The sequence below is a fragment of the Chlamydiota bacterium genome (assembly GCA_012729785.1).
Taxonomy (GTDB): Bacteria; Auribacterota; Tritonobacteria; order UBA1439; family UBA1439; genus UBA1439.
This window is the reverse complement of the sequence record JAAYCL010000006.1, coordinates 23,573-40,052: the sequence shown is the minus strand read 5'-3', so window position 1 is coordinate 40,052 and position 16,480 is coordinate 23,573. Positions and strand designations below refer to the sequence as shown.

Sequence of the window (16,480 nt, the reverse complement as noted above, 5' to 3'; positions counted from 1 at the left end):
CACCATAGCCACAGATCGGCGTTCTTCAATAGATGACCCCATTCTCAAGTCTTGCCGCAATCCCTGTGGATGCTATGTTTTCCTTTACAGCATATTAGAGTTAGGCGGTCTTTTGCCCTTTCCGACACAACAGAGAAGCGGCTTTCGCACCTCTCTGATGCACAATACTTCTGTCTTTGCCGTGTTGAGACTCGATACGAAAAATATTGTGGACCGGATCGACGACGTACATGCTCTCGTCGCAGGCCGCACAAATAAAGTGCTTCACTTCAATCTTTCCATTTTTTTGCTTTTCAAGGCTTCTACAAAAATTCGAATGACTGATCTGATAACTTCCGTTTCGGTAAATCTTCTCGCACCCGCAACTGCGGCACCGCGCCGGGCGACCTAGCTGACGGAATATTTCTATCTTTTTGTTCGCCTCCAGTAATTCCGCCTCGTATTTATCGATTTTGTGCCTTATCGAAGCGGCTTCCCTTCTGAGGCTGTTTATGCAACCCCGCAATCTAGCGTTCTCTCTCCCCTCCGCATTGAACGATGTGCAAAATGATTTTTTTATCAAGGCCCGCGCTTGAGACACCAATCTATAAAGTGTTCCGCGACTCATGCCGGACTCACGTGCCGCGACGGACGCGCGGCCCCCCCCCATAACGGCCAGCACAGCCTTAACCTTCTCAGCCCTATCGACTTTGCGGTACACCATACGCCAACCGCACCTCTCGTCCAGCGCCCGCGTATCGTGTCGGATGACCCGGGACTCCCTACGGAGCGTCCGTGCCTTGAAATGCGCCCCGTACCGCTTTGTGCTCGACACACGCTCTTTGAAACCGCGGGCATATACCGGACTCAAATGGAAGTGTGTGCATACTCCGTGCCAGCGCACAAGGCAGAAGCAATTATATCGCTTCATATTCCATGCGTGTATGTTAGGACAATAGCACCGGGAACTGGATGGATGACAAAAGACGCAGGTGTTGTATGCGTGCGGCGGAATATGGGGGGCGGGTGATAGGAAATATCCGTATCTTGTTCGGGGTACGGCAGATAGATACAAAGACCTGGCGCCGCATGATTGCGGCACCCCAGGCCCGCAGCGGGGAGGATCAACCGTGCAGGCGGAAACTCTCCGATTCGATCTGATGCTTCTTCATCATGCGCTGGAAGCTGCTCCGGTCCATTCCCGCAACGCTCGCGCTTTTCGAGACGTTGCCTTCGCACCGGGTGAGGTATTCCACGATGAAACCCTTTTCAAAGCCGTTCAGGACCTCGTCCCTGGCGGCCGAGTATTCCTTCCCGAAATACACGGGTTTCTTGGAGGCCGTCTGCGTGCCGTCCCCCACGAAGATCTCATGCGGGACATGCTTCAGGAGCAGCTCCTCGGTCTTGGAGAGAAGGACCATCCTCTCCATCACGTTCTTCAGCTCCCTGACATTCCCAGGCCATTGATACCTCGCGAACAGCTCGGCGATCTGGGGGGCGAGCTTCCGGACGTCCTTGCCGAACTGCAGATTGAACTTGCGGACGAAATGCTCCGTCAGGATGAGGATGTCCTCCCCCCGGTTCCGGAGGGGGGGCATGACGATGGGGAGGGCGTTTATCCTGAAATAGAGGTCTTCCCTGAAATGCCCCGCGGCGACCGCGGCCTTGAGGTCCCGGTTGGTCGAGATGACGATCCGCACGTCCACGCTGATGTCCTTCGTGCCGCCGAGGCGCCTGAAGCTCTTCTCCTCTAGAACCCTCAAGAGCTTCGCCTGGATCAGGGGGGTGATGTCGCCGATCTCGTCCAGGAAGATCGTCCCGCCGTCGGCGACCTCGAACAACCCCTTCTTGGTCTCCGTGGCGTCGGTAAAGGCCCCCTTCTCGTGTCCGAAGAGCTCGCTCTGAAGGAGGCGCTCGTCCAGTATGGTGCAGTTCAGCGCCACGAAGGGGCCCGCGGCGCGCGCGCTCTTCCTGTGGATCGCCCTCGCCGCCAGCTCCTTCCCCGTCCCGGTCTCCCCGTTGAGAAAGATGAGGGGCGCCGGGCTTGACGCGATCTCCTCGATCCTCCTGAACACCTCCTGCATCCTCTTGCTTTTTCCGACCATATCCTCGTAGCCCGAGAGGTCGCTCTCCCGCTTGAGGCACGCGATCTCGTTCTTCATCCGCAGGTATTCGGACGCCTTGCCGATGACGATATTGATCGCGTCGAATTCGAACGGCTTCGTCAGGTAGTCGAACGCCCCCAGCTTCATCGCCTCCACCGCCAAGCGTATCTCCCCGTACGCGGTTATCATGATCACAATATGCTCCGGGGAGGCCCGGCGTATCTCCCGGAGGACCTGCATCCCGTCCACGTCAGGAAGCCTCATGTCGAGGATCACGATTTCGGGCTCCTCTTTCCTGAAGACCTCCAGGCCCTGCCTGCCCGTGCCGGCCGTCGAGACGCGGTACCCCCTCCTCGTGAACGGCTCGCCGAGGAACCGCCGGATCTTGTCTTCGTCGTCGATGATCAGGATCGATGGTTTCATGGAACACGCTCCTTTGGGCGCGCGCGGACGCTCGCGCTAGTCGCACGGCAGAAGGACGGTGACCATCGTCCCTTCCCCCTCCCTGCTCTTCAGGCCTATCGTTCCCCCGTGGGCCTCCACGAGCCGCTTGGACATCGCCAATCCGAGGCCCGTCCCCTTCTCCTTGCTGGTGAAGAACGGGCTGAAGATGCGCTGGATGTCCCTTGCGGGTATCCCCTTCCCCGTATCCTTCACCTCGATCATGATGTTCTTCTGTATCTCCCCCCGCGGCCCCCGGCCGCTCATGAAACGCGTCCGCAGCTCGAGGTGCCCCCCCTGATCCATCGCCTGGACCGCGTTGAGTATCAGGTTGAGGAACACCTGGAGCATCTGGTCGGATTCGATCTCGACGGGGGGGAGGATGGAATCGTACTGCCTCACGGCGTCGATGCCGAACTTCTCTATGTCCGCCTTCACGTACGAAAGGGCGCGATCGATCAGCTCGTTGATGTCCTTCCTCTCGCGACCCTCCTTTTTCTTCTTGGCGAAGGTGAGGAGGTTGGATACCACCTTCTCCAGCCGTTCGATCTCCGTCAGGAGGTCGTCGACGACGGACTTCGCGTCCGCCCTGGAGCCCACGATCTCTGCGAGATTGTTCAATCCGAGCTTGACGCTCGTCAGCGGATTTCTCACCTCGTGGGCGATCCCCGCCGCGATCTCCCCCATCGTCGCGATCCGTGTGGAGTGGAGCAGCTTCTCCTCGACGACCTTCTTGTCGGTGATATCCCTCCCTATCCCGAGCGCCCCCCTGATCGAGCCGGATTCGTCACGCATGTACGACGTCGATATCCACGTCGGGGCCTCGCCGCCGTTCTTCATCTTTCTCCATATCTCGGCGTCCCAGCTCTCACCGTTTGCCGCCTTCTGCGCCAGCTCGGCGACGAGAGCGGGTGGATTCCGCTCCGAATACAGCATCCTCACCTTCTTTCCAATGAGCTCCGCCGCGCTGTACCCGTACATCTCCTCCCCCGCCTTGTTGATGCTTACGATCCTCCCCTCCTCGTCCGTCGAGACGATGGTATGCGCGGCGCTTTCGACGAGCCGCCCAAGGAGCTCCAACCTCGCCCGCGACTCCATCTCCGCGCTTATGTCGCGCATGAAACCCACCGCCCCCTTCACCTTGCCCCTCGAGTCGAAGAGGCATACCAGGGAGAGCCATATGGGGAAGACCACCCTCGTCTTCCTCCGCCCCCACGACTCCCCCTCCCACGAGCCGTTGCCCGCCGCGCTCTCCTTGATCGACTTCAGGACGTCCTTGGCGATTCGCGGGGCGAATAGCGAGGAGAGATCCGTTCCGGCCATTTCGCCCTCTCCGTATCCGAACATCCTGAGCCCTGCGCTGTTTATCGTCTTCAGGCGGAAGCCCTCGTCGGTGGAAAGGACGCAATGGGAAATGCTCTCCACGAGGTGCGCCATGTACTCCAGCCGCTCCTGGTTTTTCTTCTCCGCCGTCACATCACGCGCGATCCCCAGCGCCCCCTGGATCTTCCCCTCCTCGTCGATCAGGTACGACGTGGAGAGCCAGGTGAGGATCTCGGTCCCGTCCTTCCTCTTCCTCCAGACCTCCGCCTCCCAATCCACCCCCCGTATGCGCTTCTCGTCGAGCTCCCGTATCAGCGCGTCGGGGTTCCTGTCCGAGTAGAGAAGGGAGATGTTCCTGCCCACAATCTCGTCCGCGCGATAGCCGTACATCCTCTCCCCCGCGCGGTTGATGGCCATGACCATCCCCTCCCGGTCTATCGATATGATGCAAATCGCGGCGGTGTTGATGAGATCGCTGAGGCGCGCGTGCCTGGCGCCGATCTCGCGCTCCTGCGTGATATCCAGCCCGATACCGAGGGCCCCACGCATCTGCCCCGCCTCGTTAAAAAGATACGAGGTGGAGAGCCACGTCAGGACCTCCCCCCCGTCTTTCGTCTTCCTCCAGACCTCCGCCTCCCAGCTCTCCCCCCTGATTCTGCTCTGGTTCATCTTCTCGATGAGGGCCCTGGGATTTCTGTCGGAGAAGAGGACATTCACGTTCTTCCCGATGATCTCGTCCGCGCGGTACCCGTACAGATGCTCGCCCGCGCGATTGATGCTGGTGACCCTTCCCTCGTTGTCGGTCATCATGATGCATATCGAGGCCGATTCGATGAGCCCGCCGAGGATCCTCAGGCGCTCCTCGACCTCCTTCTCGCGGGTCACGTCGCGCGCGATCCCCAACGCCCCTTGGATCCGCCCGTCCTCGTCGAGAAGGTAGGTGGTCGCCAGCCACGTCCGGATCTCGGACCCGTCCTTCTTCTTCCTCCAGACTTCGGCCTCCCAGCTCTCACCGTTCAGGCGCTTCTCGTCCATCATCCGTATGAGGGGATTCGGGTTTCTTTCGGAGAACAGTATCCTCACATCCCTGCCGAGAAGTTCATCCGCGCGATAGCCGTACAGCCTTTCCCCCGCCCGGTTGATGCTCGTGATCCTTCCCGAGCTGTCCGTGGTCATGATGCATATCGAGGCGGTATCGATCAGGTCCCCCAGCATCTTCAACCTGGCCGCGGATTCCTTGCCGGTGAGGTGGCGGGGCTTCGACGCCTTCGCTTTTCTCATCAGATTCCTTTCCGGGCGCCGTCGCGCGTCACGCTCCGGCGTGCATGGGGGACATCCCACGGGAGGACCCGAACATCTTCAATGTCCCCCGCATCATGGAGCGGATTCGACTCGTCCGCGCCGATAGGTCGTACGGTTCCATAAACGATCTATGCCGTCGATATACGAATTACAGAAGATGATACGAGATACCTGCGGTGTGAGATCAAGCACAAAATTCAAAAGTGTTATTTAAGATCCAAAAGTGCACACCTTTTCAAGGATTTAAGGTTGAAAGTGCACATCTGGAAAGTGCCATAATCCACGCCTCGAAAGGAGGATGTTATGGCACAGATTCACAAGCGGTTCACGGATTCCCGGGTCAAGGAGCTTCTCCAGCGCTACGATGAACAGGATCGTCAACGAGTACCGGAAGGTTTCCATATAACGGCATACAGATCAGGGTCAATGACGCGTCCCCGAGAGACGAGGTCAACGTCCGCATCTACCCCGTGGGGACTGCAGTGTCCGAACTCAGGTTCTAGTGCGATGACCGGCTCATCGATGTCCGGAAACTCAAGAACACCGATCTCTATGGTGTGCACTTTTAAATCTTAAGATGTGCACTTTTCAACTTTTACTAACAGCACAAAAATCAAAAGATCCGGGATGCAAAGCTCGACGACCGCCGGCGAGCACGCGGACGCAGGGTGGAGGTATTGGAATCCTGCACTATCGGATATATCGTGGTATGATAACAAAATATTTACGACGTGCGGGCAAGGGAGGGGTCATGACCGACGACGAAGCGAGGAGGATCATCGAAGGGGCGGGATACGGGATGCTGGCGACGGACGTCGGCGGGCAGCCGCGGGTGCGCCCGATGGCGTTCGTGGTGACGGACGGCTTCAGGCTGCTGAGCTCGACGTTCCGTACAAGCGGGAAGACGAGGGAGCTGGCGGAGAACGGGCGCGTCGAGGTCTGTTTCCTGGACGCGAGGAAGTACCAGCTCCGCGTGGAGGGGCGCGCGGATATCACCGGCGGCCCGGAGAAGAAGCGGGAGCTCCTGGCGCTCAACCCGCACGTGCGGAAGCATTTCAAGGACGAGTTCGACCCCGAATTCGTCCTCATCGAGATCGTCCCGGTGCGCGCGAGGTGGATGCCGCCCGGCTTCGGCGAATACCGCGAGATCCCCCTGTAGGCGATGTATACAGCTTTATTTGCTGCAACAGGTTATACCCTTACTCGCCCCGGACACTCTCCGGATCGGGCGGGCGGAGGGGACAAGAAGAGGCGCATCGCGCCCAGAGGGCCGGCGCATCCGCGCCGCGGGGATCGGGCGCGTGTGCCGCGCGCGCGACGAATTGCCGGCCTTTCGTCGCCAGGGGGGAGGCGGCGGTGAAAGAGCGAACAGAGGATCTGATCAGGTGCCCGGGCGGGTCGTACCTGATCCAGCGGGAGATATGCGAGGCGAGGAAGGCGGGCGGCTTTCCCCGCTGCGCGCGCTGCCCGGAAAACACCGATCAGCTCGAGCTGTTCGGCACGCCCCTCCAGGTGGCCGCGAAGAGGAAACGCGGCCGGCGGCCGCGCGTCAGGCGCGGCGGGCTCTGAGGCGCGGGGATACGCGGCGGGCGCGCCGCTTCCCTTTCCTGAAACGCCGGATCGCGCCCCCCCGGATGGTGGGCTAACGGAGGCGGACGAAGGCCCCGTGCCGGTACTTCAGGCGCAGGGAGACCATCCGCAGGATCGCGAAGAGCCAGACGTAGTTGGACGGCCTGAAATAGAGGTCGAGGAAACGCACGGTGCGGCAGAGCAGGTGCAGCGACCGCAGGCGGCCGAAGAAGATCCCCCTCCGCTCCATCCACCGGACGAGGGTGTTCGGGAAGAGCTTGAACTGCGCGAGGGAGAAGAGCAGGTAGTAGTACTCGTGTATCCTGAGGAAGCCGCGGTACTCCCTCCTCTTGTCGAACGACGTAATCCAGTCGTTCCCCGACGCGGTGCTGTTCCCCTCGATGTCGTTCTCCGTGATGAACCCCTTCTCGAGATACACACGCGTGAGCAGGTAGTTCGGGAAGAAGGAGAGGTTGAAGGCCTGGAAGATGAAATTCTTCGGCAAGGAGAGGATGAGGTCGAGCGACTCCCGCAGATCACCTTGTGTCTCCAGGACGTTATTCTTCACGTAGTCGTAGTAGATCCTGAACACCCCGTGCAGACTCTTCACCGCCCGCAGGGCATCGAGGCGGCGGGCGGCGACGAGGATCTGCGCGTTCGTCTCGCGCCGGTTGTAGATCCTTTTCCGTACGGAATGGCTCCCGCTCTGGAGCCCCATCACCGTGACGCTCCATCCCGCCTTGCGCAGTGCAACGAGCGTCTCCTGCTCCATGAAGAGCGGGTGCGAGTAGGCGAAGAACGGAATGCGCACCCTTTTCGAGTACTGTTCTGCGAACTCCAGGCACCATTTCTTGCCCACCTGGAAGATGTTGTCCCAGAAGAAGACCATCCTCAGGCCCGGGTTTTCCCGCGCGGCCTCCTCGATCTCGCGCAGCACGTGTTCGACGCTCCTCCGCCTGAACCGCTCGTGCGTCAGGGCGTTGACGCAGAACGAGCAGTTCATCAGGCAGCCGAACGACGTCATCGTCTGGTGGATGGTCTTGCGCGGATTGTCCGTGAACCCGTAGCCGAAGTAGTCGATGTTCCGCTCCGGCTGCATCCGCCCGTCGTCGATGTAGGTCTTGTCCTCGGGATCGTAGTTCGCGAACGGGAGAAGGTCGAGGTCGTCGATGAGCTGCCTCGACTCGTTTCTCGTGACGGCGCCGCCCTCGTTGACCCAGATGTTGGAGATGTCGCGGTACGGCCTCCCCTCCTCGATCCGCTCCGAGAGCTGCCGGAGCGGCTCGAACCCCTCCCCCACGCAGACCAGGTCCGTCTCGGCGATACAGCGTTCGGGATCGATCGTCGGATGCGCCCCGCCCCAGATCACCGGGACGCTGAAACGCTTTTTGATCGCGCGTGTGACCCGGCAGGCGAGCGGGAACTGCGACGACTGTACCCCAAGGCCGATCAGCGACGGACCGAGCCGCTCCAGCTCGGCGAGGAGGACCTCGATCTCCTCCTGGGTGGTTTCGGTGTGGCAATCGTACATCTCCATGAAGTCGTTCTTCAGCGTCCTGGCCGCCTTGTGCCGCATCCGCTTGAAGCCGATGAACGAGACGGGGATGCCGCGGGCCTTCAGGTAGGAGAAGAGGGACCTCAGGGCGAAGCTCTCGTAGTGGAACAGGGCGATCAGCACCACCCGCATCGTGTCTCCCGTGTGCGGGCGCATAGATGACGCGGGTGGGCCATCCGCCCGCGGCGCACGCGGCGCGCGCACTCGAATAATGATCAGCCGCAGTATAGCACACGATCCGCCGCCGCGGCGGCTATCGGGAGGACGCGCGTATCGCCGCGAGCATCCGCGCCGCGTCACGCAGGGGGCCGGGCTCGTGCGTACGGATGTACTCCGCGCCGTGGAGCCACGCCCAGAGCTCCGTCGCCAGCGTCCCCGCCCCGCGCGCGCCGACCGGCCTGCCCAGCACCGCCCCGATGAACGATTTCCGGGAGGTGGAGACACAGAGGGGGCGGCCGAATCGACGGAGCGTCGCGAGTCCGCGCAGGACCGCGAGGCTCGGCTCGGGGGTGCCGCCCAGGAAGAACCCCATCCCGGGGTCGAGGATCAGGCGGCACGGCGGGATGCCGGCGGCCTTCAACGAGGCGAGGCGTTCCTCGAAGAACGCGCCGGCCTCCTCCAACGCGGTATCCCCGCGGCGCGCCGTCTTCTCCGCCCGGGGACCGCGATTGCGGGCGAACATCACCACGACCGGAACGTCCGAATCCCGGACCGCCTTGACCGCCGCGGGGTCCCTGAGACCCGTGACGTCGTTGAGCATATCGGCGCCGAGGGCGAGGGCGCGCCGCATCACCCGCGCTTTCCGCGTGTCGACGGAGACGCGCACCCCCTCCCCCTTCAACGCCGCGACCACCGGCTCGAGGCGCCCGACCTCCTCCGAGGCGTCGACCCGCGCCCCGTCCGGATTGCTCGACTCCGCCCCCACCTCGACGATATCCGCCCCTTCCGAGACGAGCGCGCGCCCCTTCTCGACCGCCGCGCGCGGGTCGAGGTAGCGCCCGCCGTCGGAGAACGAGTCCGCGGTGACGTTCAGGATGCCGATGATGACAGGCAGGCGCAGCTCACTCCTCACGGGACCCTCCGCGGCGGCGCATCGCTCGCCCCCATTTCCTCAGTATCCGCCGGCACGCCGCACCTATCCTTGTAGCGCCTGTCCAAGATTCTGTCAACCTGCGGTCACGGGAGGTGGCGCATCCCAATCCTCCGCAGGGTGCGGCGCGGCGGGGCGAAAAATATTGTATCGGCGGCACTTGCTTTTGCATCCTGCATATGGCAACCTTTATCACTTACTGACACTTTGACCCTGTCGAGTTTCAGCGTTCCATGCAATGGATGGGATGCACCCGGGTTCCATACCCCGGGAGGTATCAACTTCAGCCCTGAGGAGAACCGAACCGTGCGCATGCGCCCACTGAGTCCGCTGTTCGCCGTCTTTTCCCTCATCGCCACCGCCTCTCTCGCCGTCGCGCAAAGCATCGAGGGCGTCGTGACGAACGGGACGGCCCCGCTGGCCAACATTCAGGTGGTCGCCTACGATGGCACGGGGAACTGGGGCGGCAACGCGTACACCGACACCGCGGGGGCGTACGCCATCAACGGCCTGGTCGTCGGGAAGGGGTACAAGATCCAGTTCAGCGATGGCACGGGGACGTACGCGGCGGAGTGGTACGACGACGCCGGCGGATGGACGGGTGCGACGCAGGTGAACGCGCCCTCGACCGGGATCGACGCGGTGATGGAGGCCGGCGTCACCATCGCCGGGACGGTAACGGAGGAAGAGTCCGGGACGGCGCTGGAGGGGGCCTGGGTCTATGCCTACGACACGGCGCGACAGATGAGTGTGAGCTATGCCACAACCGACGCGTTGGGCGGGTACGTGTTGTCGGGCCTCAAGGCGGGGGTGAGCTACAAGCTCTCCTACAACCACTGGCCGCACAGGTACGAGTGGTACGACGACAAGAACGACTGGAACATCGCCGACGCGGTGGCGGCGCCGGCGGCGGGCATCGACGCCGCATTGTGGCTGGGGGCGACCATCGAGGGCGTCGTGACGAACGGGACGGCCCCGCTGGCCAACATCCAGGTGGCCGCCTACGAGAGCGGCACGGGGTACAGTGTGGGCAACGTGTCAACCGACGGTTTGGGCGCCTACCGCATCGCCGGTCTGACGGAGGGCAAGGGGTACAAGGTCCTGTTCACCGACTACACGGGGACGCACGCGGCGGAGTGGTACAGCGACGCAGGCGGATGGACGGGCGCGACGGTGGTGAACGCGTCGGCGACGGGGATCGACGCGGTGATGGAAGGGGGCGTCAGCATCGCCGGGACGGTGACGGAGGACGGGACCGGGATACCGATCGGGGGGTGCTCGGTCCAGGCCTACGACACGGCGCACAACGTGTATATAGGCAACAGCACGACCGACGCGACGGGCGCGTACGTGTTGTCGGGCCTCAAGGCGGGGGTGAGCTACAAGCTCTCCTACAACCACTCGCCGCACAAGGGGGAGTGGTACAACAACAAGATCGAATGGCACTTCGCCGACACGGTGGCGGCGCCGGCGACGGGCATCGACGCCGCACTGTGGCTGGGGGGGACCATCGAGGGCGTCGTGACGGACGGGACGGATCCGCTGGGCAACATACTGGTGGCCGCCTACGAGATCAGCACGGGGTATAGTGTGGGCAGCGTGTGGACCGACTGGGGGACGGGCGCGTACCGCATCGCCGGCCTGAGCGAAGGGAGTGCCTACAAGATCCTGTTCACCGACTACACGGGGACGTGCGCGGCGGAGTGGTACGACGACGCCGGCGACTGGACGGGTGCGACGGTGGTGAACGCGTCCTCGACGGGGATCGACGCGGTGATGGGAGGGGGCGTCAGCATCGCCGGGACGGTGACGGAGGAAGGGACCGGGACGCCGCTGGAGGGGTGCTCGGTCCAGGCCTATGACGCGGCGCACAATGCGAACGTGTGCTACACCTCGACCGACGCGCTGGGCGGGTACGTGCTTGCGGGCCTCAAGGCGGGGGTGAGCTACAAGCTCTCCTACAGCCACTCGCCGCACAAGGGGGAGTGGTACGACGACAAGGCGGAGTGGGCGGTCGCCGACGGGGTGGCCGCGCCCGCCGCGTCGATAGACGCGGCGCTCGGCTTCGGGGGGACGATCGAGGGCGTCGTGACGGACGGGACGTATCCGCTGGCCGACATCCGTGTGGAGGCCTACGAGAGCGCCACGGGCGAGTGGGGCGGTTCCGCGGATACCGATGCGATGGGGGCGTACCGCATCACCGCGCTGGACGAAGGAAGCGCCTACAAGGTCGTCTTCATCGACCACGCGGGGGCGTACGCGGCGGAGTGGTACGACGACGCCGGCGACTGGACGGGTGCGACGGAGGTGAACGCGTCCTCGACCGGGATCGACGCGGTGCTGGAGGTTGGCGTCACCATCGCCGGGACGGTGACGGAGGAAGGGAGCGGGACGCCGCTGGAGGGGGCCTGGGTCTCCGCCTACGACACGGCGCAGGAGATCTCGCTTTTCGGCGTCTCGACAGACGCGCTGGGCGGGTACGCGCTTTCGGGGTTGAAGGCGGGGACGAGCTACGCCGTCTCCTTCAGCCACTGGCCGCACGCGTCCGAGTGGTACGACGACAAGGCGGAGTGGGCGCTCGCCGACGGGGTGGCCGCGCCCTCCGCGGCGATAGACGCGCAGCTTGGCTCTCCGCCCACGCCCACGCCGACGGTGACGCCCACGGCGACGGTGACCCCCACGCCGACGGTGACACCCACGCCGACGGTGACCCCCACGCCGACGGTGACGCCCACGCCGACGCCCGCGAGCATCGCGGGCATCGTGACGAACGGGACGGCCCCGCTGGCCAACATCCAGGTGGTCGCCTACGAGGGCGGGGGGAACTGGGGCGGCAGCGCGTACACCGACGCCGCGGGGGCGTACGTCATCAACGGTCTGATCGCGGGCAGGGGATACAAGGTCCAGTTCAGCGACAGCACGGGGACCTACGCGGCGGAGTGGTACAACGACGCCGACGGATGGGCGGGCGCGACGGTGGTGAACGCGTCCTCGACCGGGATCGACGCGGTGCTGGAAGGGGGCGTCAGCATCACCGGGACGGTGACGGAGGAGGGAACCGGGATACCGCTCGGGGGGTGCTCGGTCTATGCCCACGACACGGCGCGGCAGATGAATGTGGGGTATACCACAACCGACGCGCTGGGCGGATACGTGTTATCGGGCCTCAAGGCGGGGGTGAACTACAAGCTCTCCTACAGCCACTGGCCGCACAGGTACGAGTGGTACAACGACAAGGACGACTGGAATATCGCCGACGCGGTGGCGGCGCCGGCGACGGGTATCGACGCCGCGTTGTGGCTTGGGGCGACCATCGAGGGCGTCGTGACGAACGGGACGGCCCCGCTGGGCAACATCCAGGTGGCCGCCTACGAGAGCGGCACGGGGTACAGTGTGGGCAGCGTCTCCACCGACGGGGCGACGGGCGCCTACCGCATCGCCGGTCTGACGGAAGGCAAGGGATACAAGGTCCTGTTCACCGACTACACGGGGACGTACGCGGCGGAGTGGTACAACAACGCCGGCGGATGGACGGGTGCGACGGTGGTGAACGCGTCCTCGACCGGGATCAACGCGGTGATGGAGGCGGGCGTCAGCATCGCCGGGACGGTGAGGGAGGAGGGAACCGGGATACCGCTCGCGGGGTGCTCGATTCAGGCCTGCGACACGACGGCGATCAATGCGTACGTGTGCTATGCCTCAACCGACGCGCTGGGCGAATACGTGTTGTCGGGCCTCAAGGCGGGGGTGAGCTACAAGCTCTCCTACAGTCACTCGCCGCACGGATACGAGTGGTACAACAACAAGAGCGACTGGGTCTTCGCCGACGCGGTGGCGGCGCCGGCGACGGGTATTGACGCCGCATTATGGCTGGGGGGGGCCATCGAGGGCGTCGTGACGAACGGAACGGCCCCGCTGGGCAACATCCTGGTGGCCGCCTACGAGATCAGCACGGGGAACCAGGCGGGCAGCGTGTGGACCGACTGGGGGACGGGCGCGTACCGCATCGCCGGCCTGAACGAGGGTATGAGCTACAAGGTCCTGTTCACCGACTACACGGGGACGTACGCGGCGGAGTGGTACGACGATGCCGGCGACTGGACGGGCGCGACGGTGGTGAACGCGTCCTCGACCGGGATCGACGCGGTGCTGGAAGGGGGCGTCACCATCGCCGGCACGGTGACGGAGGAGGGAACCGGGACGCCGATCGAGGGGTGCTCGGTCCAGGCCTATGACGCGGCGCACAATGCGTACGTGTGCTACACCTCAACCGACGCGCTGGGCGGGTACGTGCTTGCGGGCCTCAAGGCGGGGGTGAGCTACAAGCTCTCCTACAGCCACTCGCCGCACAAGGAGGAGTGGTACGACGACAAGGCGGAGTGGGCGATCGCCGACGGGGTGGCCGCGCCCGCCACGGCGATAGACGCGGCGCTCGGGTTCGGGGGGACGATCGAGGGCGTCGTGACAGACGGGACGTATCCGCTGGCCGACATCCGTGTGGAGGCCTACGAGAGCGCCACGGGCGAGTGGGGCGGTTCCGCGGATACCGACGCGACGGGGGCGTACCGCATCACCGCGCTGGACGAAGGAAGCGCCTACAAGGTCGTCTTCATCGACCACGCGGGGGCGTACGCGGCGGAGTGGTACAACGACGCCGGCGACTGGACGGGTGCGACGGAGGTGAACGCGTCCTCGACCGGGATCGACGCGGTGCTGGAGGTTGGCGTCAGCATCGCCGGGACGGTGACGGAGGAAGGGAGCGGGACGCCGCTGGAGGGGGCCTGGGTCTATGCCTACGACACGGCGCAGGAGATCTCGCTTTTCGGCGTCTCGACAGACGCGCTGGGCAGGTACGCGCTTTCGGGGTTGAAGGCGGGGACGAGCTACGCCGTCTCCTTCAGCCACTCGATATACGCGTCCGAGTGGTACGACGACAAGGCGGTGAGGGCGCTCGCAGACGCGGTGCCCGCGCCCGCTGCGGCGATAGACGCGCAGCTCGCGTATCCCGGCCCATCTGGCCTCCGGATCAATTTCCAGCCCTCTTCCGTTCCCCTCCCCGTGTCATTCGGCTACAACGACCGGGGAGCGGCGCCCGAGGGACACATCGGGCCGGAGGGCGTGCTGATCTACGGCTGGCACTGACCCGTACCGACTGCGCCCCGCACGGCCCGGCGACTGCCGCAGAGCCGGATACCGGGACCCGTTCCCGATCCGCGCCGTCGAATCTTGTCCGGGAACCCGCGTCTATTCCTTTGCGTTGCCCACCCGTGCAGCGATAGTCTTTATTGTCGCCATCGACTTTGTAGTGTATTGTCGGGAGGCGGGATGACGCTCTCAACGCGCGTGCGTTACGGGGTGCGGCTGATGGCCGAACTCGGGCTTCACCGGAACGACGATCCGGTCCTCCTGAAGGATATGTCGCGGAACCAGGGAATCTCCGGACAACAGCTCGGCTGGATCATCATCCCGCGCAAGGCCGCGGGCCTCGTGCGCACCCGCCGCGGCGCGCACGGGGGCTATCGTTTCGGGAGACAGGCCGCCGACATCGCCCTCGAGAATATCGTGGAGCTGCTCGACGGGGATATGCGACCCCCCGACTGCGTGCGGGACCCCGATTCGCGCGCGGGGGTCTCCCGCTGCGCGACCGGAACCGTCTGGAAGGGATTCGGGAACGCTTATCCTCGTTCCCCGGGTTCGTGACGCTCAAGGACCTGGTCGCGCGGGGCGGGGATTGCACCGAAGATGCGCCGATGTGCCGGATATAGGACGTCACCAGGGAGGATCGGACAATGCGCACGCTCGACCCGAAACTGAAGCCGGAGACCCTCGCCCTGCACGGCGGACAGGTATCGGACCCGACGACCGGCGCGCGCGCGGTGCCCATCTACCAGACCACCTCGTTCCAGTTCCGCGACACCACGCACGCGGCGGATCTGTTCGCGCTCAAGGAGTTCGGCAACATCTACACGCGGATCACGAATCCCACGACCGAGGTGCTCGAGAAGAGGATCGCCGCCCTCGACGGGGGCGTGGGCGCCTTGGCAGTGGCGAGCGGCCAGTCCGCGATCGCCCTCTCGATCCTCACGCTCGCCCGGGCGGGAGACGAGATCGTCTCCGCCGACAACCTGTACGGGGGCACCTACACCCTGTTCCACTACACCCTCCCCCGCATGGGGATCGCGGTCCGCTTCGTCGGATCCAACGACCTCGGCGCCCTCCGCGCGGCGATCGGCCCGAAGACGAAGGCGGTGTACGCCGAATCGATCGGGAACCCAAAGCTCGATATCGCGGACCTGGAGGCGATCGCCGGCATCGCGCACGAGCATCGGATTCCGTTCATCCTCGACAACACCGTCTCCCCGTATCTCCTGAGGCCGTTCGAATTCGGGGTGGACATCGCCGTCTACTCCGCCACCAAATTCATCGGGGGGCACGGCACCTCGATCGGGGGGCTCATCGTCGATTCGGGGGGGTTCGACTGGACGAACGGGAAATTCCCCCTCGTCTCCGGGCCGGAGCCGAGCTACCACGGCCTCGACTTCGCGCAGGCGTTGAAGCCCCTCGGGAACATCGCCTACATCACCAAGGCGCGCGTGGTGCTCCTGCGCGACCTCGGGGCCGCACTCTCCCCGTTCAATGCCTTCCTTCTCCTTCAGGGTTTCGAGACCATCCACCTGCGCATGCCGCGCCACTCCGAGAACGCCCTCGCCGTCGCGCGCCATCTCGAGAGGCACCCCGCGGTGGCCTGGGTGCACTACCCCGGCCTCGACTCGAGCCCGGAGAAGGAGCGCGCGGCCCGGTACCTCCCCGGCGGAGCGGGGGGGATCGTCGGTTTCGGGATCAAAGGCGGGCTCGCGGCGGGGAGGCGGTTCATCGACTCGCTCGAGCTCGTATCGCACCTGGCCAACATCGGCGACGCGAAGACCCTCGCGATCCATCCGGCGAGCACGACGCACTCCCAGCTCTCCGAGAAGGAGCAGCGCGCGACCGGGGTGACGCCGGATTTCGTCCGGCTCTCGGTGGGCCTCGAGCACGCGGACGATATCATCCGGGATATCGACGGGGCATTGAAGAAGGCGACGGCGTGAACGGCGGCGGAACGGCCGCGAGGAAGGA

9 protein-coding genes are annotated in these 16,480 nt (G+C 64.3%); 5 read left to right on the top strand and 4 right to left on the bottom strand.

All coding sequences use genetic code 11. The features are described 5' to 3' along the window. Positions 1 to 1,103: 1,103 nt before the first annotated feature. Together GXY35_01360 and GXY35_01355 are read right to left on the bottom strand one after the other, a co-directional pair. On the bottom strand, positions 1,104 to 2,507 hold the full coding sequence (locus GXY35_01360; GenBank protein ID NLW93247.1) for a sigma-54-dependent Fis family transcriptional regulator: 1,404 nt from the start codon (positions 2,505 to 2,507) through the stop codon (positions 1,104 to 1,106). Positions 2,508 to 2,543: 36 nt separating this feature from the next. Continuing rightward, entirely contained in the window at positions 2,544 to 5,129 is a 2,586-nt protein-coding gene (locus GXY35_01355) for a PAS domain S-box protein (protein NLW93246.1), read from the bottom strand. Positions 5,130 to 5,901: 772 nt separating this feature from the next. On the opposite strand from GXY35_01355, the gene GXY35_01350 reads away from it, so the two are divergent. Both GXY35_01350 and GXY35_01345 read left to right on the top strand, forming a co-directional pair. Beyond that, positions 5,902 to 6,309 (top strand): pyridoxamine 5'-phosphate oxidase family protein, encoded by a 408-nt coding sequence (locus GXY35_01350; protein ID NLW93245.1) that lies wholly within the window; start codon positions 5,902 to 5,904, stop codon positions 6,307 to 6,309. Positions 6,310 to 6,506: 197 nt separating this feature from the next. Next, positions 6,507 to 6,719 carry a hypothetical protein gene (locus GXY35_01345; GenBank protein ID NLW93244.1) on the top strand — a complete coding sequence of 71 codons (213 nt, stop codon included), beginning with the start codon at positions 6,507 to 6,509 and terminating at the stop codon, positions 6,717 to 6,719. 73 nt (positions 6,720 to 6,792) lie between these two features. Here the strand turns inward: GXY35_01345 and GXY35_01340 are convergent, their stop codons facing one another. Both GXY35_01340 and folP read right to left on the bottom strand, forming a co-directional pair. Then, positions 6,793 to 8,406: a radical SAM protein gene (locus GXY35_01340; GenBank protein ID NLW93243.1), complete on the bottom strand. Its 1,614-nt coding sequence runs from the start codon at positions 8,404 to 8,406 to the stop codon at positions 6,793 to 6,795. 121 nt (positions 8,407 to 8,527) lie between these two features. Then, positions 8,528 to 9,334: a dihydropteroate synthase gene (gene folP, locus GXY35_01335; GenBank protein NLW93242.1), complete on the bottom strand. Its 807-nt coding sequence runs from the start codon at positions 9,332 to 9,334 to the stop codon at positions 8,528 to 8,530. A gap of 336 nt (positions 9,335 to 9,670) precedes the next feature. On the opposite strand from folP, the gene GXY35_01330 reads away from it, so the two are divergent. The 3 genes from GXY35_01330 (at position 9,671) to GXY35_01320 (ending at position 16,452) form a co-directional block, all read left to right on the top strand. Beyond that, a complete protein-coding gene (locus GXY35_01330; GenBank protein ID NLW93241.1) occupies positions 9,671 to 14,506 on the top strand; it encodes a hypothetical protein in 4,836 nt (1,611 codons plus the stop codon). Between the two features lie 183 nt (positions 14,507 to 14,689). After that, a complete protein-coding gene (locus GXY35_01325) occupies positions 14,690 to 15,064 on the top strand; it encodes an Rrf2 family transcriptional regulator (protein ID NLW93240.1) in 375 nt (124 codons plus the stop codon). An 89-nt stretch (positions 15,065 to 15,153) separates the two neighbouring features. After that, positions 15,154 to 16,452 (top strand): aminotransferase class I/II-fold pyridoxal phosphate-dependent enzyme, encoded by a 1,299-nt coding sequence (locus GXY35_01320; GenBank protein ID NLW93239.1) that lies wholly within the window; start codon positions 15,154 to 15,156, stop codon positions 16,450 to 16,452. Positions 16,453 to 16,480 lie beyond the last annotated feature (28 nt).